A 23,553-nucleotide genomic window follows, 5' to 3' on the forward strand; every position below is an offset into this window, starting at 1 on the left:
CCCGTCGGCGGTCCTACCGCCCGCCGAAGCGGTCCCTCAGCTCCCGCTTGAGGATCTTCCCGCTGGCGTTGCGCGGGAGTTCGTCGACGAACACCACCCGCTTGGGCGCCTTGAAGTGGGGCAGCCGGTCGCGGACGTGGGCGACGAGCCCGGCCTCGGTGACCTCGCCGCGCGGGACCACGAACGCGGTGACGGCCTCGATCCACCGGTCGTCGGGGAGGCCGACCACGGCCGCCTCGGCGACCTGGTCGTGCGTGTAGAGCGCGTCCTCGACCTGGCGGGAGGCCACCAGCACGCCACCGGAGTTGATGACGTCCTTCACCCGGTCCACCACCGTGTAGTACCCGTGCGGGTCGCGCACCGCGAGGTCCCCGGAGTGGAACCAGCCGTCGCGGAACGCCTCGGCGGTCTCCTCGGGCTTGTCCCAGTAGCCCTCGCACAACTGCGGGGAGCGGTACACGATCTCGCCGGGTGTGCCGTCGGGCACGTCCTTGCCGTCCTCGCCGACCACCCGGGCGTCCACGAACAGCACCGGCCGGCCGCAGGAGTCCATCCGGCCCTGGTGCTCGTCGGGCCCCAGCACCATGGCCAGGGGGCCGATCTCGCTCTGCCCGAAGCAGTTGTAGAAGGCCAGGCCGGGCAGGCGGGCGCGGAGCCGCTCCAGGACCGGGACCGGCATGATCGACGCCCCGTAGTAGGCCTTGCGCAGGCCGCCGAGGTCGCGGGCGGGGAAGTCGGGGCGGTTCGCCAGGCCGATCCACACCGTGGGCGGGGCGAACAGGCTGTCCGCGCGCCCCGCCTCGATCAGGTCGAACAGGCGGTCGCCGTCGGGGGCGTCGAGGACGACGTTCGTCGCGCCGACGGCGAGGTACGGCAGCAGGAACACGTGCATCTGCGCCGAGTGGTACAGCGGCAATGCGTGCACGGGCCGGTCCCCCGCGCTCAGGTCGAGGGCGGTGATGGCGCTCAGGTACTCGTGGACCAGCGCCCGGTGCGTCATCATCGCGCCCTTGGGCAGCGCGGTGGTGCCCGAGGTGTACAGCAGCTGCACCACGTCCTCGCCGCGCGGTTCGGGGCCGTCGTACGGCGGTGTGGTGCGCAGCCGGTCCAGCAGCGCGTCGCCGGCGTCGCGCAGCGGCAGCGTCGGCACGTCGCCGGGCAGCCGGCCGGCGAGATCCGGGTCGGCCAGGACGAGCGCGGCGCCGGACTGGCCGACGATGTAGGCGAGGTCGTCGCCGGTGAGGTTCTGGTTGACCGGCACGTGCACCAGGCCCGCGCGGGCGCAGGCGAGGAAGGCGATGAGGTAGGCGTCCGAGTTGTGCCCGAAGGCGCCGACCCGGTCGCCGGGTGCGAGTCCCCGGTCCCGCAGGACGCGCGCGGCGCGCGAGACGGCGTCGTCGAGTTCCTCGTACGTCCAGGCGCGCTCGCCGTACTCGAGGGCCACGCGAGCCGGTGTGCGCCGGGCGCTGCGCCGCAGCACCCCGTCGACGGTGCTGCCGTGTCCGGGCGTCATGCCACGCGATCATCGGCGGCCCACGCGACGAGGTCAAGGGGCACGGCCCCGGACGCACCGGGCGAGAGCGGCTCCGGTCGCACCGGGCGGGTGCGGTCCTTCCGGTACGGGTGTGCCGTCCTTCCGGTACGGGTGCGCCGTCCTTCCGGTACGGGGCGCGCAGGCGGTGTTCGTACTGCTTGCCGTCGGGATCGCGGGGGAGTTCCGGGACGAGTCGACGGTCCGGGGGCGTCGGCGGCCGGCCGGGCGGGTGGCTCGGTGGCCGGGAAGCGCGCGCACGCCCCGTTGACACGGACCACGTCTGACACGAAAGTTTCATCCCGCAGGGCACGTCACGAAAGATACTTTCAGGCGGTGCGACGGGAGGCCTCCGGATGACCGACGGCACGGCGGGGAGCGGCGACAGGGGCGGACTCACCCGCCGCCAAGTGGGGCGCCTGTCCATGGCGTTGGGCGGCGCGCTCGCCCTGGCGCCACTGCCGGCGGGTCCGGCCGGCGCGGCGCCCGGCACCGCGGCGACGGCCGCGGCGGACGGACGTCCCACGCTGCGGCACGGCTCGCCCGAGCGCGCGGGGCTGCTCGCCGCCTCCCTGCGTCAACTGGTCACCGACGCCGAGGCGTTCCTCGGCCCCTCCCCCAAGCACCCGTGGTACGCGGGTGCCGTGCTGCTCGCGGGGCGCGGTGGCACGGTGGCGCTGCACGAGCCGATCGGCATGGCGGTGCGCTACTCGGCGTACGACGAGACGACCGACACCGGGGTCGAGTTCCCCGCCGACCGGCAGCTCCCCATGACCCGGGACACCGTGTTCGACCTGGCCTCCGTCTCCAAGCTGTTCACCTCGATCCTGGCGGTGCAGCAGATCGAGCGGGGGGCGCTGGAGCTGGAGGGCAGGGTCGCCTCGTACCTGCCGGACTTCGGCCACGCGGGCAAGCAGGACGTGACTGTCCGTCAACTCCTTACCCACACCTCGGGATTCCGCGCCTGGCTGCCGCTGTACAAGGCGCCGACGTACGAGGAGAGGGTGCGGCTCGTCCTCGACGAGGCGCCGCTCAACCCGCCCGGCACCGCGTACCTCTACTCGGACCTGAACCTGATCTCCCTGCAACTGGTGCTGGAGAGGATCACCCACCGGGCACTGGACACACTGCTGCACGAGGAGGTCACCGGGCCGCTCGGGCTCGACAGCACGCGGTACAACCCGCCCGCGTCCTGGAGACCGGGGATCGCGGCCACGGAGGACGCCCGTACGCCGTGGTCGGGGCTGGACCGCGGGCTCGTGTGGGGCGAGGTGCACGACGAGAACGCGTTCTCCCTGGGCGGTGTCGCCGGACACGCGGGGGTGTTCTCCTGCGCGTGGGACCTCGCGATTCTGGGCCGCACGCTGCTCAACGGCGGTTCCTACGGACGGGCGCGGATCCTGCGGCCGGAGTCGGTGGAGCTGATGTTCACCGACTTCAACACCGCCTTCCCCGGCGACGAGCACGGCCTCGGCTTCGAGCTCTACCAGCACTGGTACATGGGCGCGATGGCCACGCCGCGCACCGCCGGGCACACCGGCTTCACCGGCACCTCGCTGGTGCTCGACCCGACGACCGACTCCTTCCTCATCGTGCTCGGCAACTCGGTTCATCCGGTGCGCGGTTGGCGCTCGGGGTCCGCTCCCCGGGTCGCCGCCGGCAACAACCTGGCGCGCGCCGTCCCGGTCCGTCCGGCGCGGGGCCGTACCGCCTGGTTCTCCGGGATGGCGAACGCCACGAACGCGACGCTCGCGCTGCCCCCGCTCGACACCTCCGCCGGCGACGCGCGGCTGCGCTGCGCCCTGTGGTGGGACACCGAGCCCGTCTCGGACGTCCTCGCCCTGGAGTCCACGACGGACGGCGGCAGCACCTGGCAGCCGGTCCCCTTCACGACCGTGCGCCCCGGCGAGGAGCCCGAGGAGCATCCCGCGGGCACCGCCACCGGCTGGTCCGGCCGCGCCTGGCACCGCCTGACGGCCGCCCTCCCCGCCGACCGCCGCCTCGCCTTGCGCTGGCGCTGCACGACCGACCGCCTTTACGTGGGCCGCGGCGCCTATGTCGACGCCCTGCGCGTCGAAGCGGGCGGCGGCGTCCTCTTCGACGACTCCCGCCCGAGGGATGCCGCCCTCGTCGAGGCGACGGGCTGGGCGGTCTCCGGGGACTAGGCGGCCCGGGACCACGTCCGGCGCGTCCCTCATGAATGGTCATACCCGGTCAGCTTCTTGCAATTTCCACTGGCGCACGCTTTTTCACCGGTCACTCCCGTACCAATATCGACACCATTCCACTCTCTTTCTTTCGAAAAGCGATCCGCCGGGCAGCAGCGGCAACAAAGGCTCACGATTAGGGTTCCATCCGCTCAGCGGGGCGATAATGTGAAGCCTCAACCGGAGTGGGGATTCCGGGATCTGGGATCGGACATGGCCGCCTTTCACCGAGGCTTCTCCATGCCCGATTCATGCTCAGCTGCGGTCGCCCGGCATCCGTTACAGGGCCCGGTGACCGCATCGGGGGTGGGGGAACAGTGCAGTCGAACATCGGGGTGAACACCCGTGCGGCCGACCTTCGTGCCGCGCTCCGCGTCGCGGATCTGCTGGCCGGGGGCCCCGCCGCGCGCGTCGCGGGAGCCGTGGAGGACGACGGCACGGGCGACGACGCCCTGCCCCCGCCGCCCGACCTGCGCGGGGTGCGGGAGCTGGTGGCCGACGCCGGCTCGTCGCACGCGGGCAACGCCCGGCAGAGCGGCTGGAACGACGTGCTCGCCCAGGAGCGCGCCCGCCTCTCGCGCGCCGGCCTGGGCTGGCTGCTCACCCGCCTCGCCGCCGGGACGTTCCCGGCCCTGGACGTGCTGGAGATCGGCTGCGAGCGGCTGCGGCTGAGCCGGCTGTCCTACGACGCGACCGGCACGGGTCCCGACGTACACCGGCTCGCCGAGTCCTCTTGGACGGAACTGGCGCCCACCGCGTCGGGACTCCCCCACGACCGGCCGCGCCGGCTGTTCCTGCTCGCGGGCGGCGCGGAGACGGACCCCGTGGCGCCCGCCGCCGCGGCACCGCTGCGCGCGGCCCTGGACGCCTTCCTGCGCGTCAACCCCCGCGACGGCAGACCGCTGGCGGTGGTGGTGCGGGCCTCCGGCTGGGGACCCGTCGAGCAGGCCGCCGAGGAGGCGCGGCGGGACGCGGGCGCGCTGCTGTGCCTGCGGCTGTCCGCGCACTGGCCGCCGTCCCCGGACGACCTGACCGCCGAGGTGCCGCTGCGCCGCACGGTCTGGCTGGCGGCCGCCCAGGTCGACGGCGGCTCGGGCACGGTCCGACTGGTGCGCCGACCGCTGTTCCCGGCCGGCAGCCGCGCGGACGACCGCGACGCCGCGGCGGCCGTCGTCCGCGTGCCGGTCACGGCCCCGCCGCACGGGGCGACCACCGGCGAGAGCGTCGCCGCCGTCGTCGCCGCCGGACTCGACGAGCCGGCCTCCCGCTGGCGTTCCCTGCGGCTCGACCGGCTCGAACTGCCGCCCGGCTCCCGCACGGTCCTGCGCTACGCCCTGCACGGGCGCAACCGCGTCGAACTGCGCTACGACGGCCACCACGAGCCGGACGCGTCGCCGTGGAGCGCGCTGGCCTCCGGCACCCCCCGGCAGCTCTCCCGGCCGCGGCCCGTCGACCTGGTGGTCGCGGTGGAGGTCGCCGGGCCGCAGGGCGACGGGGGCACCGCGGTGGAGGAGCGCCTGCAGGAGGCGGCGGCCGTGGTCACCGCCGTCGAGGACGCGGTGGGCGGCGAGGACGTACTGCGGGTCGGCCTGATCGGCTACCGGGACCACGCCCCGCTCGACCGGCCCGGCGACCACGACCCGGTCGTGCACCGGACGGCGATGTCCGCGGCCCCGGACGCCGGACGCACCCTCGGCACCTGGCGCCCCCACCCCCTGCGGCACGACTTCGCCACCGGCCTCGAACACGTCCCCCGGGAGCTGTCCGCCTGGCGCCACCTGTGGCGGCCGGGCAGCCACCGGGTGCTCCTGGTGGTCGGCTCCCGCCCCCCGCATCCGCGCACCCGCCCGCCCCGCGTACTGCGGCGCGGCGCGGCCGTACGCATCTGCCCCGACCGTCTGGAATGGCGGGACGAACTGCACGCGGCCCGCCACTACGAGGGCGTCGTGTGCGTGGCGGTCGTGGACGAACCGGCCTGGATGGACGACCTGCAGGGCGAGCCCCATCTGGCGCACTGGGCGGAGGGCGCGTGGGACGCGTTCGGCGCCGAGGGCCGCTTCGGCGCGGGCCACGATCCCCGCCTGATCGCCTCGGCCGTCGCCGCGCCGGCGCTGTGCCTGCCCGCGGACGGCGCGCCCATCCGGCTGGTCGTGGCCGACGGCGCGGCCGGGGAGTGGCAGCACGCCGCGGCCGGCTGACGAACGAACCGAGAACCCCGAGGTGCGCGCGGCACGCGCGGACCCGTACCACCACCGCGCGGCGGACGACTTCCGCCGCCCCTCCAGCGGGAGCCCCACCATGGTCGACGACGACGCGCGGTCCGAGCGCGAGAACCACGACGGGAAGAACGACGGGCCGGACCGGAAGAAGAGGGAGGACCGGGGAGCCGACGGACCGTTCGCGGTCTGGGATCCGTCCACCCTCGTCGGCGGTCTGGCCGCCCTGCCACCGCCGCAGGCCACCGCCCCGCCGGCCGCCAACGGGTCCGCGCCCCCACTGCCCCGGACGGCGCCCGCGGCCCCCGCCGAGGAGAAGCCGCGCCGGCCCGTCGCCCTTCCCGCTCCGGCCGCGCCGCAGGACGACGCGGTGCCCAGCGTCTTCCTGGAGAAGCTCGACGAGCCCGGCGTCTCCCCGCGTTCCGGCCGGACCGACCGGGCCGAGCGAGCGGATCGGGAGGACCGGACGGACCGGGCCGACAGGACCGACCGGACCGCCAAGCCCGCGAAAGCCGGACGGAAGGCGGCCGGAGACCGAGCCGACACCCAGGAGCCGGAGGGCCGGCCCTCCGCACCCGAGTCGACGGTCACGCTCTGGGGTGGCATGGGCAGCGGGAAGTCCACGCTGCTGGCCGCCCTGTCCCGCGCGGTCCAGGACCCGCTGTACGGGAAGTGGAGCATGTGGCCGGAGGACCACGCCTCGCAGAAGTTCCTCGGCGACCTGGCGCGCATCCTCTACCGCGACCGCACGTTCCCCAACGCCACCCTCACCGAGCAGCGCCCGGTCCGCTTCACCCTGGCCGGTGACCTGACCGGCACCCGGTTCTCCAAGGCAGCCGGCCGCAGGCGGTGGCGGCGCGGCGCCGACCGCGAACGCGACCTGACCGAGTTCAAGGTCACCGTCCGCGACCTGCCGGGAGAGGCGTTCGACCTGCACTCGCAGACCGGGGCCGCCCTCGGCGGCAAGCTCATCAAGGACCTCGGCGCGTCGCGGGCGATGGTCTACGTCGTCGACCCCGTCCGCGAGTGGCACGTCAACAGCGAGGACGGTCCGGTCAACGACGACGCCCGGCAGAACGCGGACTTCTTCACCGACGTCCTCGCCGGAGTGGCCACCGAGATCAACATGCGCGGCGAGCGCGTGGGCAATCTGCTGCCGCACAGCATCGCCGTCTGTCTGGCGAAGTTCGACGACGACCGGGTCTTCCGCTTCGCGTGCGAACAGGGAAACGTCCGGGTCAATCCGCGCACCGGACAGCCCGAGGTGGCGGACGCCAAACGCCTTTTCGACGGGTTGTGCCAGGCCTTCCCGCACGGCAGTCTGCGGGAGATCCAGCAGCAGATCGAGCTGTTCTTCGCGCCCGAACGCGTGGGTTATTTCGTCTGTTCCGCGGTCGGGTTCTGGGTCGATCCCGAACGGGGTTTCGACTTCGAGAATCCGTCGCTGGTGAACCCCGTCGAGGACGACGTCCGCTTCGTCGCTCCGCCCCAGCCCGTCAACATCCTCGAACCGTTCCTCTTCCTGCGGGGCTTCGGCCCGGCGCAGTCCTGATCCGCCCACCGACACCCGCACGAGAGAGGACACCACCATGGCACCGGGGCTGATCGCCGACTGGGCCCTGTGGGGCAAGGAGCCCCACACCAACAGCGGCTACCGGGTTCTCGCCGCCCACCCGCCCGGCCGCAGCGCCGACTTCAACACCGCCGTCCACCACTGGTCACCGGGCACACCGGCGCCGGGCGACCAGCTGCCGTGGATCACCATCGGGTGCACCACCGGGCCGGACGGGACGCGCACGGTCGGCGTCTTCCTCCTCGACGGCACGGCCGCCGTGGACCGCACCAACCGCCCGATCTACCGGATCAGCCACTTCGCCGTCCCCGTGGCGGACGTCGGCGAGGCGGGCCTCGGCTGGTGCGGCCTGGCCCGTGCCGCCCTCGAAGCCGCTCCGCGGCTGTCCGAGGGCGGCACGGGGCCCGCCGAACTGCCCGTCCCCGGGGACGGCGGGCTGCTCACCGACATCGGCCCCCGGGTCACCCCCCGGGTGTCGGAGATCACCGGATGGCTGGCGGCCGCGGCGGCCCACCTGCTGGACGGCACCGTGGTGGTGACCGGCGACCGGCGCTACGAGCCGCTCGAACTGCTGCTGGCCCTGGACTGCGTGGCCGCCCTGCTGCCGTACGGGATGCGCGGCAGTCTGTCCGCGGCCACCTGGACCTCCTCCGGCTCCGAGGTGCCCATGCGCCTGTACTGGGGGGTCGCCGACGACTCCCCCGGGCTGACCTGCCTGGCCTGGGGCGGCGGGCTGCCGGACCTCGGCACGCTCTCCCCGCAGGCGCGCACCTACCACGACCTGATCATCAAGAACTGGACGGTGCACGGCGGCGAGGCCGTGCTGCGCCATCTGGCCGCCGCCCGCGGGCCCCTGGACATCACGGGCCCGACGGCGCACGCGGACGCGCTGCGGGTGCTGCACGCCCTGGACCCCGCGGTCGCCGTGGCCCACGAGGTCAGCGAGGGCCGCGAGGTGGACAACGAACGGATCGATCTGGCGCTGAGCCGGCGCCGGATCGACCCCGGGTCCCTCCAGGTCCTCGCTGGGCGCAAGCTGGAGGGCCAGTCAACCGACATGGGCCCGCTGGCGGCGCACATGGCGGAGCCCGGCGTCTCCCAGGCGTTCCGCGAGCGGCTCATCGCCGATCTGCTCGGGGGCAAGCAGGACGTCGCCCTGCGGAACTTCGAGAGCGCGCGGGCCGCCACCTCCCTCACCAAGGAGGACCTCAAGCCCCTGGACGAGATCCTCGCCTTCGCCATCGGCCAGGTCCACAACACTTGCGCGGACACCGAGCCGGATCCGGTGGCCGAGCGGCTCCTGCCGGCCGTGGCGCCGTTCGCCGAGGGGACCATGGAGTTCACGCAGTGCCTGCTGTACGACGTGCCGGGCCTCGCCGGCCGTCTCGTCCGGGCCCTGTGCGACGGGCCGGACCCGGCCGGCACCGTCCTCGCCTGGCTGCGATGGCTGGGCGACGGAGCGGCGCCCGAGGTCGAGCACAACCCCGAACTACGGCTGCTGCACGACCTGCTGAGCACCGGCACCTGCCCGCCCGGGGCCACCAGGAAATGGGCGGCGGGCCACCCGGAGGCCGCGGCGCGGCTGCTGGAGGCCGCCGCCCGCTGCGGGCGCACCGACGGCCTGCTGCACACGGACTTCTTCCACGGGCTGACCGGCTGTGCGGCCCGTACGGCGTCCTCCGCGGCCGAGGAGCCGTCGCGGGCGCCGCTGCGGCACGCGCTGGAGCGGCCGCCCGCCGGGATGCGGCCGGAGACCGCCGCCCGCTGGGACGTGCTGTGCGCCCTGGCCGGGCTGCCGCCCTCGGGTTTCGGCACCCTGGCGTCGGCGGCCGAACTGCCGGGCTCCGGCGGCCCGATCGGCCGTGTCGGCACCTACACCGCGACCCTGCGGGCGGAGCTGGAGCTGCGCTCCCTGCGCCAGCACGCCCCGGCGGTGGTCGGGCTCCTGCTGGAGCACGCCCTCGCGGTCGACCCGCACACCGGCGAGGGTCCCGGCCCGACCGGCCACGACCTGACCCTGCGGATCCTGGACTGGCAGGGCCCCTGCGCGCGGCTCGTCCTCGACGCCGTGCACCGGCTGGCCACCGGGGCCCCGCACTGGAAGGAGGGCCCGGAGGACCGGCGGTGGCTCGAGCGGCTCACCGCCCGTCTGCCACAGCTGCGTTCCGACCTGGCCGTGCGCGAGGTGCATCGCGCGGCGGCACGGGCCGGGGAGACCCGGGAGGACTGCGAGACGCTGGCCGCCCGGGCCTGCAAGGCCCGTCGCGCCGGCGCGGAGAACGACCAGCTCTGCGCGGCCCTGCAGGCCTGGGCCGCGCAGGGTCACGTCGGCGAGCGCGTGCTCACCGTCCTGGACGCCTACCACCGGGAGTGGGTGGCCTTCGGGGGAGCGAGCCGCGCCGACGAGGAACGCGATGACCTGGAGGGCGCGTTCGCCCGCGGCGGGACGGACCGCCGGGTCTGGCAGCACTACCGCGACCACGCCATCCGGCGGCTGACACAGCTGAAGACCGACCGCGCCCAGCAGATCCGGAAGCTGGAGGACGACCAGTCGAAGTGCGAGCAGGAGATCCGCCGCCTGCGCCGGCTCGACGCCACGGCGGCCCACGGCCGCGGCTGACCCCGACCACCCGCAGCCGCCGACGACGGCGGACCACCCATGGCTGCCCACGGCGGCGGCTGACCCCGGCCACCGAAGGCCGCGGCAGCCCCCGACCACCCCACGACCCGCTCCGGCCCGGCGGCACGCCGCGGCCGGCAGCCCGCTCCCGCACACCCCAGGGGGACCCACCTCATGTTCACCATCCGGGCGACGGCGCGCCGCGCCGCGCTGTTCACCCTCGCCGCCGTGCTCGCCGTCTCCGGCGCCGCTCCGGCCGTGGCCGCGGACACCCCGGTGCCGCGCGACGAGATCTACCGTTCGCTGAAGGTCGACGACGTACCGGCGGCCTACGTCGTCCTGGTCGACGTCTCCAGCTCGATGCAGGACCGCGGCCCCGACGGCGTACCGCTGTACACCACGGTCAAGCGGCGCCTCGCCGACTTCCTGAAGTCGCTCACGCCCGCCGACCAGGTGGCGGTCGTCACCTTCGGGCGGGCGACCAGCGTGGTCCACCCGATGTCCCCGGCGGACCGGACCGACCACCTCCTCGACAGGGAACTCCCGGACTCCGCCAAGGAGTCGGCGAGCGATCACGGTGCCGCCCTGGACGCCGCGGCCGACCAGCTCGACCGCAGCAAGGCCCCGGTCGGGGCGGTGCTGATGCTGACCGACGGTGCCGTCCACGCGCCCGGCAGCCCCTACGCCCGCCTGGGCAGCCCGGCCTGGCAGCGTCTCAAGGACCGCTACGACGCACTGGGGACCGACCACAAGCTCATGGGCTACGGCCTCCCGCTCGCCGAGGGCACCGGAGTCTCCGAGGTCCTCGGCAGCGCCTTCGGCGCCCCGCGCATCCTGCCGGTCGACCCGGCGGCCCTCGGCTCCCAGCTCAGCGGCGCCAAGGACCAGGTGCGCACCCAGAAGGCGGTGAGCCTGCTGCGCGCCGACCGGGGCGGCACCGTCGGGGTCTCGGTGGCGGGCGAGGGAGTGCGCGACGCCGGCGGCGGCCGGGTGACCGTGCGGACCGGGAAGAACACCGGGGCCCGCACCCGGACGCTGGAGGTCACTGTGGTCTCCAGGGCGCGGCACGTGCCGTTGCGCGTCCGGCTGAGCGCGGACGGCGGCCCCGGCGGTCCCCGGCTGGCCCCGGCCGGGCCGGTCACCCTGGCGCCGGGCCAGAGGCGCACCGTGCGGATGACGCTGACCTGGCATCAGGACCCCCGGTTCAGCCTGGTCCCCGTCACCCGGGACTTCCAGGCGGGGGTGGGCCTGCGCGCAGAGGTCTCCTCGCCGTGGACCACGACGGTCCGCGGCTCCCTCGGGGACCCGAAGTTCTCCACCGGCGAGCCGGTCGTCACCGAGCTGGACCTGCGGGGTTCGGTGCCCGGGCGTACCCCCGGCTGGCTCTACCCGCTCGTCCTGCTGGTCCTGCTGCTCGGCTCCGCGGCCGCCTGGCGCGTCTACAAGCGGCGCAACCCGGAGCTCAGCGGGGCGCTGGTCGTCACCGATCTGCGGTCCGGCAGCCGGCAGACCGTCCTCCTGCGCGGCCGGGAGGTCACCGAGGAGACGGACGCCGGCGACGTGCGGGCCCGGATCACGGTACGCGGACGGCAGGAGGGAGGGCGTCTGGTGCTCGCCCTGCGGTGCGAGCGGGAGGCCTCGCGCCCGGGAGGGGAGCGGCTGCGCGACACCGGCACCTGCGACCTGGGCAAGTCGACGGTGCTGTGCGGCATCGGCTTCTCCCACGAGACGGAGAGCCGGTCCGCCGTCCTGCGGTGACGCGGTCACGCCCCACACCCCCGAGCCGCAGCGCAGAGAGGACGTCGACATGGTGATGCCGCTGGACCCGGCCACCGACCCGCCCGAGGCCGCGGGCTTCCGGCTGCTGAGCCGGCTGGGCACGGGCGGCTTCGGCACCGTCTACCTCGGCCGGCGGCCGGGTGACCGGCACGGCCCGGACACCCTGGCCGCCGTGAAGCTCCTCAAGCGGGAGTTCACCGAGGACGCGCAGCACATGCAGCGCTTCCACCAGGAGAGCAAGGCGCTGGACCGCTGCAAGGGGGCACGCATCCCCGAGTTGCTCGCCCTGGACTTCGGCGCCGGGCGGCAGCCCACGCTGGCCACCCGTTTCATCCCCGGCCTGTCGCTGTACCGCGTGGTGGAGTCGCACGGCGGGGCGCTGCCGCGCGACACGGTGCACACGATCGCCGCCGAACTCGTGGACACCCTCAACACCGCGCACCGCAAGGGCCTGCTGCACCGGGACCTGCACCCGGGCAACATCCTGCTGACCCAGGACGGGCCGTGGATCATCGACTTCGGGCTGACCCGCATCCGCGGTCAGCGGGTCACGCTGACCCTCGACACGGTCATCGGCCACCCGCACTTCTGCGCGCCCGAACAGATCAGGGGACTGGCCAGGACCGGGGCGGCGACCGACGTCTTCGGCATCGCGGGCATCGTCCTGTACGCCCTCACCGGCCGTCCCCCGTACACCGGGGAGAGCGACGCGCGGGCGATGCTGATGCGCCGGGTCGGCGGTGGCCCGCCGGACCTGTCCCGGCTGCCGGACGACACCACGGGCCGGCTGCTCCGCGCCTGCCTGGCGGAGGATCCGGCCGACCGCCCGCGGCTGGACGAGGTCGCCGAGGGCTTCGGCCGGCCGGGCGCTCTGCGGCTGCCCGACGACACCGGCCGCCTGCTGGCCGACCACCGTGCCCGGCTGCGTGACCTCCTCGCGTCGGCGGGCAACGCCGCCGATCTCACCGTGCCGTTCCGGCCCGGGCGGCGCAGCTGGAGCGTCGACGTCGGGGAGTGGCCGCACAGCGTGGTGGCCACCGACGAGGGCGGCGTGGTCACCGCCGACGGCACCGGCGCGGTGCGCTGGCTGGACGCCGCCACCGGCCGGGAGACGGCCCGCCGCACGGACTTCACCGCTCCGGTGCAGCTGTGCGCGGACGGCGGGGTGCTGCTGGTGTGCGACTCCGGTGGCCGGCTGGAGTCGTGGAACACCCGGGAGCACCGGCTGTGGTGGTCCGTGCCGGCGGGGAGTCTGACCCAGGCCCGGGTGCTGCTGCGCGGGCAGAGCGTGTTCCTCGGCGACGCCATCGGCCAGCTGCACCATTTCGACGCGGTCACCCGGCGGGTGTGGTGGCGGACCGATCCGCTCACCGGCGGCTCGGGCGACCCGGCGGTGCCGGTCGCGGCCGGTGCCCGGCACGTGTATCTGTCGGCCGCGCAGGGCCGGGAGATCCTCGCCGTCGACGACGAGGACGGTCGCGTCTGCTGGGCGGCTCCGGCGCGGTTGCCCGCGCCGGTCCTGGCGCCGCCGTTGCCGCTGGACGAGGGGCTGGTGGCCGCGGACGGCGACGGCGGGGTGCGGTGCCTGGCCGCGGCGGACGGCTCGGTCGTGTGGGAGGCGCGGCTCGGCGCGCCGGTGGTGGCCGCGCCGGTCCGCGGGGTCGGCACGGTGATCGTCGGGGACGCCGCGGGCACCGTCCACTGTCTGGGCGCGGCGACCGGCGAGACCGTCTGGAGTGCGCCGTACGGGGAGCACGAGGAGTTCTTCGCGCTGTGCACCGACGGCGCCGCCGTCTACGCGGGCGGGTGGAGCGGGCGGCTGCACCTGCTCGCCGCGGCGGACGGGGCGTCACTGCAGAGCTTCGACCTCGGTGGCCAGATCCTGGCGGCGGCCTGCGCCCCCGGCGGGCGGAGCGTCCATGCCGCCTCGTCCAGCGGCACGCTGCACGCACTGCCCGCCGCGGCGGCACCGGACACCGTCACGGGCCTCTAGGGCCTCCGAAGCCGAGGGGCGCCGGAAGATCCGGGGCCCCTGAGCGCGCGTCCGGGGCCCTGGGCGCCGGACGGGACGCCTCGCCGACGGGCCGTCAGCCGCCCTGGCCCGCCTCCAGGACCGCCATGGCCGCGTTGTGCCCCGGCACCCCGCTGACGCCGCCGCCGCGGACCGCGCCCGCGCCGCACAGCAGCACGTTGGCGTGCGGGGTCTCCACGCCCCAGCGGCCGGTCCCCTCGGCGGCGTACGGCCAGCTCAGGGCGCGGTGGAAGATGTTGCCGCCGGGCAGTCCCAGGTCCCGTTCGAGGTCCAGCGGGGTCTTGGCCTCGATGCAGGGCCGCCCGTCCGCGTCGGTGGCGAGGCAGTCGGCGAGCGGCTCGGCCAGGTGGGCGTCGAGCTGCGCCAGCGTCGCCTTCAGCAGGTCCTCCCGCACGCCGTCGTTGTCCCGGGCGAAGAGCCGGGCGGGCGCGTGCAGGCCGAAGAGGGTGAGCGTCTGGTAGCCCCGTTCGACCAGGTCGGGGCCGAGGATGGTGGGGTCGGTGAGGGAGTGGCAGTAGATCTCGGACGGCGGCGCCGCGGGCAGCTCGCCGGCGGCGGCCCGGGCGTGCGCGGCGGCCAGCTGCCGGTAGCCCTCGGCGATGTGGAAGGTGCCGGCGAACGCCTCGCGCGAGTCGACGGAGGTGTCCCGCAGCCGCGGCAGCCGGGTGAGCAGCATGTTCACCTTCAGCTGGGCCCCCTCGGCGGGCTCCGGCGGGGCGTCCGCGGTGAGCGCGGCCAGTGCCTCGGGCGAGGCGTTCACCAGGACGTGCCGGGCGCCGACCGTGCCCTGCGTGTCCCGGTGCCGGTAGGTCACCTCGGCGGCCCGGCCGTCGGTCGCCACCCGTACCGCCTCGTGGCCGGTGGCGATGACGGCGCCCGCGCGGCGCGCGGCGTCCGCGAGTGCGTCGGTCAGGGCGCCCATGCCGCCGACGGGCACGTCCCAGTCGCCGGTGCCGCCGCCGATCACGTGGTAGAGGAAGCAGCGGTTCTGCTGGAGGGAGGGGTCGTGGGCGTCGGCGAAGGTGCCGATGAGCGCGTCGGTGAGGACCACTCCGCGCACCAGGTCGTCGGCGAAGCGGTCCTCGACGGCGACGCCGATCGGCTCCTCGAAAAGGGTCCGCCAGGCCTCCTCGTCGTCGACGCGGCGGCACAGCTCGTCACGGGTGGGCAGCGGCTCGGTGAGGGTGGGGAAGACCCGCTGGGCGAGGCGGCCGGTCATGTCGTAGAACCGCTGCCAGGCCGCGTACTCGCGGTCGGAGCCGGTCAGCCGGGCGAAGGACTCCCGGGTCCGCTGCTCCCCGCCGCCGACCAGCAGTCCCGTGGCACGGCCGCCCCGTTCGACGGGCGTGTACGAGGAGATGGTGCGGGTGCGCAGGCGGAAGTCCAGGCCCAGGTCCCGGACGATCTTCCGCGGCAGCAGGCTGACCAGGTAGGAGTAGCGGGACAGCCGGGCGTCCACTCCGGCGAACGGGCGGGTGGAGACGGCCGCCCCGCCGGTGTGGTCCAGCCGCTCCAGCACCAGCACCGACCGTCCGGCCCGCGCCAGGTAGGCGGCGGCGACCAGCCCGTTGTGGCCTGCGCCGACGATGACGGCGTCGTACGTCCCGTGTCCTTCGAGTGCGGTCATGGTTCTTGTTAACACGTGATGATCTACGACGGCCAGGGGGGCGGGCGAGGTGCCGGTGTCAGTGGCCGCCCGCCGCCCGCTGCCGGCGCAGTACCGCCACCCTGCGGTACAGCTCGACGGCCTCCGCGCCGCGGCCGAGCTGTTCCAGGCAGTGCGCCTCGTCGTTGCGGCTGGCCAGGGTGTCGTGGTGGTCCGGGCCGAGGACGTGCTCGCGGGCGGCGGCCACCCGGCGGTACTCGGTGAGCGCGTCCGCCCAGCGGCCGAGCCAGCCGAGGCCGACCGCGACCTCGCGGCGGCTGACCAGGGTGTCCGGGTGGTCGGCGCCGAGGACCCGCTCGCGGATGGCGCACACGTCACGGGACTCGTCGAGGGCCTCCTCCCAGCGGCCGAGCCGGCCGAGGTTGACCCCGAGGCCGTGCCGGGCGCGCAGGGTCTCGGGGTGGGTGGGGCCGTGCACCCGGGTGCGGTCGTCGACGAGGCCGCGGTAGAGCCGGAGCGCCTCCCCGCTGCGGCCGAGCCGGCCCAGGCTGATGCCGACCTCGTAGCGGGCGGCCAGGGTGTCGGGGTGGTCGGGCCCGAGGACCCCGGCGCGCGCCTCGGCGACCTCGCCGTAGGTCTGCAGGGCCTCGCTCCAGCGGCCCAACTGGCCGAGGGCGTAGGCGACTTCGTAACGGGTGACCAGGGTGTCGGGGTGCAGGGGGCCGAGCACGCGGGCGCGCGCGGCGGCCACCTCGCAGGCCATGCGGTAGGAGTCCTCCAGGCGGCCGAGGCGGCTGAGGTTGAAGGCGAGGTTGTGGCGGCAGCGCAGGGTGTCGGGGTGGTCCGCGCCCATGGTGCGCTCCCGCGCGGCGAGCACCGACCGGTACACCTGGTGGGCGTCGAAGTGGCGTCCGAGCTGCCCGAGGACGTAGGCCATCTCCTGGCGGGCGGCGAGGGTGTCCGGGTGGTCGGCGCCGAGCACCCGGATCCTGGCCCCGGTCACGTGCTTGTACGCGCGCAGCGCCTCGCCGGCCCGGCCCGTGCGGCTGAGCGTGAAGGCCACCTCGTAGCGGCTGGCGAGGGTGTCGGGGTGGTCGGCGCCGAGGAGGTCGGCCCGCTCGGCGGCGACCGCGCGGTGCACCTCCCCCGCCTCCGCCCAGCGGCCGAGGCGCCCGAGGCCGAGGCCCGCGTTGTGCCGTCCGGCGAGGGCGGTGAGCGTCTCCGGGGGCGGTGCGGGCGGGCTCTCCGGCCGCGGCGCGGGCCGCTCGCCGGGGCCCGGAACCGGGGTGCCGGTGCCGTCCGTGCCGGGGGGAACCGTCCATGCGCCGGTGAGTCCCGCGCCCTGGTCCGGGGGTGTGGCGCGCAGGACGGCGCCGGTGGCCTTGGGGCCGTCGGTCATGCCGTACGTCCATGACGGCAGGCGGCCTCCGCGTGCGCCCGGCTCGGGGGTGCCCGGCCGCGGCCGGGCCGTGACCACCGTGGGCACGTACGCCGGAGCCGTCCGGCCCGCGATGATGCGGCGGCACAACTCGTGGGCGTCGCCGGGCCGTTGGTCGGGCAGCTTGGCGAGCAGGTCGAGGATGATCCGCTCCAGGTACGCGGGCAGCTCGCCGCGGTGGCGGCGCGGCGGCGTCGGCGGGGTGTCGCGGTGGCCGACGAGGATCGCCCAGGCGTCGTCGAGGTCGAACGGCGGTGCCCCGGTGGCGATCTCGTACAGGACGCAGCCGAGCGAGTACAGGTCGCTGCGCTGGTCGACCTCGGTTCCGCCGATCTGCTCCGGCGACATGTAGTGCGGGGTGCCCATGGCGATACCGGTGCCGGTCAGCCGCGCGGTGAAGCCGATGTCGTGGCCGAGCCGGGCGATGCCGAAGTCGCAGATCTTCACCGTGCCGTCGGCGAGGCGCATGATGTTCGCCGGCTTCAGGTCCCGGTGCACGATGCCCTGCCGGTGGGTGTAGGCGAGGGCGGCGGAGACCTGTTCGGCGATCTCGACGATGTCGGGCACCGGCAGCGGCCGGTGCTCGTTGCCCTCCAGGAGCTGGCTGAGGTTGAGGCCGTCGAGCAGCTCCATCACCAGGTAGAGGACGCCGTCGGACTCGCCGAAGTCGTGGACGACGGTCACCCCGCGGTGCTGGAGCGCGGCGGCCACCCGGGCCTCGCGCCGGAACCGTTCGCGCAGCACCCGTGTGAACGACGGGTCGTGGTGCGGGCCGAGCGGCTTGAGGCACTTCACGGCGACCTTACGGCCCAGCGACTCGTCCCGGGCGCGCCACACCTCGCCCATGCCGCCGCGCCCGATCCGGTCGAGCAGCCGGTAACGGCCGTGGATCAGTCCGGTGTCCGCCATCTCGCGCCGTCGCCCCCGTCGCCGTCCGCCCCGCCCTCCCCCGGCCGGGGCCTCCCCTTCGGACCGCCCCGCGACCGTGCCCCGGCCTCCACCTGATCCCGAAGGCGGGTCCTCGCCCAGTATGGCGGGCTATCGTCCGACTTTGTACGGTGCGGGACGGGACTCGGGTCCGAGCCGGGCCATCGCGCCCAGGATGTGCCGGGGCGGGAGCTGCCAGCGCAGCCGTGCGGGGACGCGGCGCAGCAGGGCGCCCGTGACCCGCAGCCGGCGCGTCACGACGGCGGGCGGCGGGGCCGGTCTGCCGTAGAGCTCATGGGCGTACGGCGGCAGGGAGGCGTACGCCAGGTGGGCCACGCGCCGCCACAGCACCTCACGCGCCGGGACGAGCAGGGGGTGCGCCGGGGGGCGGAGCAGGAAGTCGTCCACCTCGCGCGCGCCGGCTCCGGCGGCCAGTTCCGGGCGCACCGCGGCGAAGTAGGCGGCCATCGCGGTGCGGTCGGCGGGCACGGCCGCGGGGTCCAGCCCCACGAGGCGGGCGCTCTCCCGCTGCTCGGCGAGGTAGCGGTCGGCCTGCGCGTCGGTGAGGGGGAATCCGGAGCGGCGCAGGACGTGCAGATAGGAGTCGATCTCCGCGCAGTGCACCCACAGCAGCAGTTCGGGCGCGTCGATCCGGTACGTCCGTCCCGTCCGCGGGTCGGTCGCCGACAGCATGCTGTGGATCTTGCGCACCCGGGAGCCGGCGCGCTCGGCGGCCTCGGTCGTCCCGTACGTGGTCGTGCCGACGAAACGGGCGGTGCGCAGCAGCCGGCCCCAGGCGTCCCGGCGGAAGTCGGAGTTCTGCAGGACGCCGCCGACGGCGGCCGGGTGGAGTGCCTGGAGGTACAGCGCGCGGATGCCGGCCACCCACATCATCGGGTCGCCGTGCATCTGCCAGGTCACCGAGGAGGGCCCGAAGAGTCCGGGGTCGGCCGGACGTGTCGTCTCCACCCCGGCAGGCTAACGCCGGACCCGGGGCATCCCCGGGTCGATACAGGAAACGGTCTCCCGCTGGACGCGGCGCCTCCACGGGCCCCGGAGCAACCCCGGCGGCGCATATCGTAGAACGCGTTTCAAAAAATGGGGAATGCCGTGCGGTGGTCCCGTCCGCGCACCTCCTCGGTCGGCTCGGTGGGCCGTCAGCTCAGCGTGGCCATGAACTCGGAGCATGCGCGGGCGCACGCCCGGCAGGCCTCGGCGGTCTGCTCGGCGCCGGGGAAACCGTCGAAGACGTGTGCGCTCTCCAGGCAGACGGTGCGGCACCACTCGAGCTGGGCCCGGATGTCGGCCTCGTCGAGGCCGTTCTGCTCGGACAGCACCCGGCAGGTCGCGTCGCACACCTCCGCGCACATGATGCCCTTGCGCCGGACCAGCTCCTGCTGGTCGGTCCCGCCGGGATCGACAGCGCTGGCACGCAGGGCGCACGCGCGGGCGCATTCCGAACACGCCTGCGCACAGGCGAAGCGGTCTTCGAGAAAACGAATCAGTTCCTGTTGCGATGTCGTCGCTGGTGTAGTACTCACATCGCGCGGGTTGCCGGTGCCGACCCCGTCAAACCCGGTACCCCAGGGGGTACGGTCTCCGTCCTGGCCTGCGTGGGCATGGTGACCGGGTTCACCGCGCGGGCCGGGGGTACCCACGGATCATGGATACCGCATCGCTGGAGATCGCCGCCCAGGGCTTCCTGGCCGGTGTCGGGCCGTTCATCGTGGGGCTCGTCGTGGTGGCCCTGCTGATCGGTGCCTTCGTGCTGGGCTTCCGTGTCCGCCGCCGCGAGCCCGCCCCTCCACGACCGGAGGAGCAGCCGCGCCTGCCGGACGGCGGTCCGGTCGGCGAGGTCATGGAGCATCGCGAGCCCGACGAGGTGCCCAGGGGCGGTGACCGGCTGACCCCGCACCAGATCCCCGCGCACGGCAACATCGGGTCGCGGACCAGCACGACGCCGGAGCGTCCTTCCTGGGACGGGGACGGCGGCGACACGCCCGGCCGCCCGGGCGGCGCGGAGACCGGCCGGGGCTAGCCCCCGCCCCCCGCTCCCCCGCCCGGGGCACGCGTCCCTCCGATGGTCCCGGCTCCCGGGTGCGGCGCGACGGTCCCGTCGCGATGATGGGGGTGCGCGGCCGCGCGCCGGTTCGGCCGGGGTCCGGAGAGGAGGCGCCGTCGCCATGTCACGCCTGCCCCGCCCGCCCGGCCCGACGCCGGGCACCGCCAGTCACGGAGACGGTCACCGCCGGCGGCGGCGTTGAGCGGCGAGCGGCCCGGCGACCGCCCGTCGGCCGCCCGTTGGTGGGTCGCCGAGCTCTACCGGCGCGGCAAGGAACTGGAGCTGATGCACCGGGCGCTGGGCTTCGCCACGCTCGCGCTGGTGACCCTGGCCCCGCTGCTGATCGTCGTCGCGGCGGCCGATCCTCTGCATCACGGCGGGTTCGCGCTGTGGCTGGTGGACGGCATGGACCTGTCCGGCCGGTCCGAGCGGGTGCTGTCGGAGGCGTTCAGCCCGTCGCACAAGGTGGTCGGCACCCTCAGCGTCTGGGGCGGTGTGCTGCTGGCCCTGTTCGGCCTGTCGTTCGCCTCCAGCGTGCAGAACGGCTACGAGCGGGTGTGGCGGCTGCCGGCCGGCCCGTGGCACCGGATCTGGCGGCAGGCCGTCTGGCTGCTCGCGCTCATGACGTACCTGTACGTGCAGGTGCAGACCCGCACGGTGCTGGCGGGGACGTACCGGATGCTGCTCAGCCTGGCGATCGGCGTGCTGTTCTTCTGGTGGGGCCCGCACTTCCTCCTCGGCCGCCAGGTGCGCTGGCGGCTGCTGCTGCCCGGCGCCGTCGCGACCATGGCGGGCCTGGTGGGCCTGCGGGCGTTCTCGTACCTGGTGTTCACCCCGCTCATCGTGACCAACGCGGTCAGCTACGGAGCCGTGGGCACGGTCCTGATCGTGGAGTCCTGGCTCGTCGGGGCCGGATTCGTGGTCCACGGGGGCGCGCTGGTGGGCCATCTGTTCTGCGACCGTGCGGGGCACCTGCTGGCGCACGAGGAGGCCGGGGAGATCGGGGGGGCCGACCGGATCGACGAGATCGACGGCATCGGCGCGAGCGGCAGGACCCACGTGACCCGCCGGTCCCACGGGCCCCACGGGCCCCACGGGACCGAGGAGAACACGGACGTCGCGACACCCGGGGAGCCCGAGGAGCCGGAGCCCGAGGAGGACGAGGAGACCGGCGAGGTCAAGGAGCCCGGGGAGGACGAGGGGACCGGGGAGGACAAGGAGCCCGGGAAGGACGGGCCTTCCGGGCGGCACGACGGCACCGGCGGCTGATCCGCGCCCGCGAATCCCCGCGCACGGCGGCCGAACCGCCGGGACAGGCAGTACAGGTGACCATCTCCGCCACAGGGCCGATACTGCGGAGTGCGGACGGCCACGCCCGCGCACGACGCCCGTCCGACGGCGAGGGACGGGCGCCCCGACCACCGGACCTCGCCCACGACGCACGGAAGCCGGACCGAGACAGCCCACCGGGCTCACCAGGAGGCAGCCATGAAGATGCTCATCAACGTCGCGGAGACCGTGGTCGCGGACGCGTTGCGCGGTATGGCGGCCGCCCATCCCGAGCTGACCGTCGACGTGGAGAACCGGGTGGTCGTACGGCGGGACGCGCCCGTGGCCGGGAAGGTCGCCCTGGTCTCGGGCGGCGGCTCCGGGCACGAACCGCTGCACGGCGGTTTCGTCGGGCCGGGGATGCTGTCGGCGGCCTGCCCCGGAGAGGTCTTCACCTCGCCGGTCCCCGACCAGATGCTGCGGGCCGCCGCGGCCGTGGACAGCGGGGCGGGCGTGCTGTTCGTCGTGAAGAACTACACCGGCGACGTGCTGAACTTCGACATGGCGGCCGAGCTCGCCGAGGACGAGGGCATCCAGATCGCCAAGGTCCTCGTCAACGACGACGTGGCGGTCACCGACAGCCTCTACACGGCCGGCCGGCGCGGCACCGGCGGGACACTGTTCGTGGAGAAGATCGCGGGCGCCGCGGCCGACGAGGGACAGCCCCTGGAGCGGGTCGAGGCGATCGGCCGGCAGGTCAACGAGAACTCCCGCACCTTCGGCGTCGCGCTCAGCGCGTGCACCACCCCGGCCAAGGGCAGCCCGACCTTCGACCTGCCGCCGGGCGAACTGGAGCTGGGCATCGGCATCCACGGCGAGCCGGGCCGGGAGCGGCGGGCGATGATGACCTCGCGCGAGATCGCCGACTTCGCGGTGCACGCGATCCTGGAGGACATGACCCCGCGCAACCCGGTCCTGCTGCTGGTCAACGGCATGGGCGCGACGCCGCTGCTGGAGCTGTACGGCTTCAACGCCGAGGTGCACCGGGTGCTCGCCGAGCGCGGGGTGCCCGTCGCGCGGACCCTGGTCGGCAACTACGTCACCTCGCTCGACATGGCGGGCGCCTCGGTCACCCTGTGCCAGATCGACGAGGAGCTGCTGCGGCTGTGGGACGCGCCGGTGAACACCGCGGGCCTGCGCTGGGGCGTGTGACACGGCGGCGGCCGCCCGCGCACGTCAGGCGCGTCAACGTACCTACCACGCAAGGAGATGCAGTGCTCGACGCCGACTTCTTCCGCCGTTGGATGACGGCGACCGCCGCGTCCGTCAACCGCGAGGCGGAACGGCTCACCGCCCTCGACTCGCCCATCGGGGACGCCGACCACGGGACCAATCTGCAGCGCGGGTTCACGGCCGTACGGGCCGCGCTGGAGAAGGAGGCGACGGAGACGCCCGGTGCCGTCCTGACCCTCGCCGGACGGCAGTTGATCTCCACCGTCGGCGGCGCCTCCGGCCCGCTGTACGGGACGCTGCTGCGCCGGGCCGGCAAGGCGCTCGGGGACGCCCCCGAGGTCGGCGAGGAGCAGCTCGCCGAGGCCCTGCGGGCGGGCGTCGACGGGGTGATGACCCTGGGCGGGGCGAAGCCCGGCGACAAGACCATGGTCGACGCGCTGCTGCCGGCCGTGGACGCGCTCGGCGATGGCTTCGCCGCGGCGCGGACCGCCGCCGAGGAGGGCGCCGTGGCCACGACGCCGATGCTGGCCCGCAAGGGCCGGGCGAGCTACCTCGGGGAGCGCAGCATCGGGCACCAGGACCCCGGCGCCACCTCGTCGGCGCTGCTCGTCGCCGCGCTGGTCGACGCCGCGGAGGCCGACGGTGAGTGAGGAGAAGCTGGTCGGGATCGTGCTGGTGTCGCACAGCGCCGAGGTCGCCGAGTCGGTGGCGCGGCTGGCGCAGGGACTGGCGAGCGGGGGTGCGGCGGTGCCCGTGGCCCCGGCGGGCGGCCGGAAGGGCGGCCGGCTGGGCACCAGCGCCGAGCTGGTCACCGCCGCGGCCGCGTCCGTGGACCGGGGGGCGGGGGTGGCGGTCCTCACCGACCTCGGCAGCGCCGTGCTCACCGTGAAGGCGCTGCTCGCGGAGGGCGACGAACTGCCCGGCAACACACGCCTGGTGGACGCCCCGTTCGTGGAGGGCGCGGTGGCCGCGGTCGTCACGGCGGCGACGGGGGCCGACCTGGACGAGGTGCAGGCGGCGGCCACGGAGGCGTACGGCTACCGGAAGGTCTGAGGCGCGG

At 74.9% G+C, this 23,553-nt stretch carries 15 protein-coding genes and 1 pseudogene; 11 read left to right on the plus strand and 5 right to left on the minus strand.

Annotated elements, in window-relative coordinates:
* Positions 1-13: 13 nt before the first annotated feature.
* Positions 14-1,513, minus strand: coding sequence for an acyl-CoA synthetase (locus ACIQ9G_RS21260; RefSeq protein WP_403611693.1), 1,500 nt, complete (start codon positions 1,511-1,513; stop codon positions 14-16).
* A 374-nt stretch (positions 1,514-1,887) separates the two neighbouring features.
* On the opposite strand from ACIQ9G_RS21260, the gene ACIQ9G_RS21265 reads away from it, so the two are divergent.
* The 6 genes from ACIQ9G_RS21265 (at position 1,888) to ACIQ9G_RS21290 (ending at position 13,919) form a co-directional block, all read left to right on the plus strand.
* The gene (locus ACIQ9G_RS21265) at positions 1,888-3,696 is read left to right on the plus strand and encodes a serine hydrolase (RefSeq protein ID WP_403611696.1); all 1,809 of its coding nucleotides are present in this window, start codon (positions 1,888-1,890) and stop codon (positions 3,694-3,696) included.
* Positions 3,697-4,055: 359 nt separating this feature from the next.
* Positions 4,056-5,936 carry a hypothetical protein gene (locus ACIQ9G_RS21270; protein WP_403611699.1) on the plus strand — a complete coding sequence of 627 codons (1,881 nt, stop codon included), beginning with the start codon at positions 4,056-4,058 and terminating at the stop codon, positions 5,934-5,936.
* 22 nt (positions 5,937-5,958) lie between these two features.
* Positions 5,959-7,506, plus strand: coding sequence for a hypothetical protein (locus tag ACIQ9G_RS21275; protein WP_403611702.1), 1,548 nt, complete (start codon positions 5,959-5,961; stop codon positions 7,504-7,506).
* Between the two features lie 37 nt (positions 7,507-7,543).
* Complete coding sequence (locus ACIQ9G_RS21280; RefSeq protein ID WP_403611705.1) at positions 7,544-10,147, plus strand: hypothetical protein; 2,604 nt, start codon at positions 7,544-7,546, stop codon at positions 10,145-10,147.
* Positions 10,148-10,321: 174 nt separating this feature from the next.
* The gene (locus ACIQ9G_RS21285; protein WP_403611708.1) at positions 10,322-11,905 is read left to right on the plus strand and encodes a VWA domain-containing protein; all 1,584 of its coding nucleotides are present in this window, start codon (positions 10,322-10,324) and stop codon (positions 11,903-11,905) included.
* 49 nt (positions 11,906-11,954) lie between these two features.
* Positions 11,955-13,919, plus strand: a complete 1,965-nt coding sequence (locus tag ACIQ9G_RS21290; protein ID WP_403611711.1) for a PQQ-binding-like beta-propeller repeat protein — start codon at positions 11,955-11,957, stop codon at positions 13,917-13,919.
* 94 nt (positions 13,920-14,013) lie between these two features.
* Here ACIQ9G_RS21290 and ACIQ9G_RS21295 read toward each other — a convergent pair whose 3' ends face one another.
* The 4 genes from ACIQ9G_RS21295 to ACIQ9G_RS21310 all read right to left on the minus strand — a co-directional run bounded on the left by ACIQ9G_RS21295 (position 14,014) and on the right by ACIQ9G_RS21310 (position 19,470).
* On the minus strand, positions 14,014-15,585 hold the full coding sequence (locus ACIQ9G_RS21295) for a phytoene desaturase family protein (protein WP_403611714.1): 1,572 nt from the start codon (positions 15,583-15,585) through the stop codon (positions 14,014-14,016).
* Between the two features lie 58 nt (positions 15,586-15,643).
* On the minus strand, positions 15,644-17,911 hold the full coding sequence (locus tag ACIQ9G_RS21300; protein ID WP_403611717.1) for a tetratricopeptide repeat protein: 2,268 nt from the start codon (positions 17,909-17,911) through the stop codon (positions 15,644-15,646).
* 129 nt (positions 17,912-18,040) lie between these two features.
* Positions 18,041-18,838 (minus strand): oxygenase MpaB family protein, encoded by a 798-nt coding sequence (locus ACIQ9G_RS21305; protein ID WP_403612621.1) that lies wholly within the window; start codon positions 18,836-18,838, stop codon positions 18,041-18,043.
* Positions 18,839-19,086: 248 nt separating this feature from the next.
* A complete protein-coding gene (locus ACIQ9G_RS21310; RefSeq protein ID WP_403612623.1) occupies positions 19,087-19,470 on the minus strand; it encodes a ferredoxin in 384 nt (127 codons plus the stop codon).
* Between the two features lie 122 nt (positions 19,471-19,592).
* On the opposite strand from ACIQ9G_RS21310, the gene ACIQ9G_RS21315 reads away from it, so the two are divergent.
* The 5 genes and pseudogenes from ACIQ9G_RS21315 (at position 19,593) to ACIQ9G_RS21335 (ending at position 23,546) form a co-directional block, all read left to right on the plus strand.
* A complete protein-coding gene (locus tag ACIQ9G_RS21315) occupies positions 19,593-19,967 on the plus strand; it encodes a DUF6479 family protein (protein WP_403611720.1) in 375 nt (124 codons plus the stop codon).
* Positions 19,968-20,276: 309 nt separating this feature from the next.
* A pseudogene (locus ACIQ9G_RS21320) lies at positions 20,277-20,951 on the plus strand (ribonuclease BN); the annotation flags it as partial.
* A 528-nt stretch (positions 20,952-21,479) separates the two neighbouring features.
* Positions 21,480-22,472, plus strand: coding sequence for a dihydroxyacetone kinase subunit DhaK (dhaK, locus tag ACIQ9G_RS21325; protein WP_403611723.1), 993 nt, complete (start codon positions 21,480-21,482; stop codon positions 22,470-22,472).
* Positions 22,473-22,534: 62 nt separating this feature from the next.
* On the plus strand, positions 22,535-23,143 hold the full coding sequence (gene dhaL, locus ACIQ9G_RS21330; RefSeq protein WP_403611726.1) for a dihydroxyacetone kinase subunit DhaL: 609 nt from the start codon (positions 22,535-22,537) through the stop codon (positions 23,141-23,143).
* Positions 23,136-23,546, plus strand: coding sequence for a PTS-dependent dihydroxyacetone kinase phosphotransferase subunit DhaM (locus tag ACIQ9G_RS21335; protein ID WP_403611730.1), 411 nt, complete (start codon positions 23,136-23,138; stop codon positions 23,544-23,546). Before dhaL ends, ACIQ9G_RS21335 begins: the two co-directional genes overlap by 8 nt.
* Positions 23,547-23,553: the final 7 nt, after the last annotated feature.

The organism is Streptomyces sp. NPDC096152 (assembly GCF_044763235.1).
Taxonomy (GTDB): domain Bacteria; phylum Actinomycetota; class Actinomycetes; order Streptomycetales; family Streptomycetaceae; genus Streptomyces.

Coding starts and splice junctions, on each gene's coding strand:
- ACIQ9G_RS21260 (WP_403611693.1), bottom strand. CDS start 1,513: ATGACGCCCGGACACGGCAGCACCGTCGACGGGGTGCTGCGGCGCAGC.
- ACIQ9G_RS21265 (WP_403611696.1), top strand. CDS start 1,888: ATGACCGACGGCACGGCGGGGAGCGGCGACAGGGGCGGACTCACCCGC.
- ACIQ9G_RS21280 (WP_403611705.1), top strand. CDS start 7,544: ATGGCACCGGGGCTGATCGCCGACTGGGCCCTGTGGGGCAAGGAGCCC.
- ACIQ9G_RS21285 (WP_403611708.1), top strand. CDS start 10,322: ATGTTCACCATCCGGGCGACGGCGCGCCGCGCCGCGCTGTTCACCCTC.
- ACIQ9G_RS21290 (WP_403611711.1), top strand. CDS start 11,955: ATGGTGATGCCGCTGGACCCGGCCACCGACCCGCCCGAGGCCGCGGGC.
- ACIQ9G_RS21295 (WP_403611714.1), bottom strand. CDS start 15,585: ATGACCGCACTCGAAGGACACGGGACGTACGACGCCGTCATCGTCGGC.
- ACIQ9G_RS21300 (WP_403611717.1), bottom strand. CDS start 17,911: ATGGCGGACACCGGACTGATCCACGGCCGTTACCGGCTGCTCGACCGG.
- ACIQ9G_RS21305 (WP_403612621.1), bottom strand. CDS start 18,838: ATGCACGGCGACCCGATGATGTGGGTGGCCGGCATCCGCGCGCTGTAC.
- ACIQ9G_RS21315 (WP_403611720.1), top strand. CDS start 19,593: ATGGATACCGCATCGCTGGAGATCGCCGCCCAGGGCTTCCTGGCCGGT.
- dhaK (WP_403611723.1), top strand. CDS start 21,480: ATGAAGATGCTCATCAACGTCGCGGAGACCGTGGTCGCGGACGCGTTG.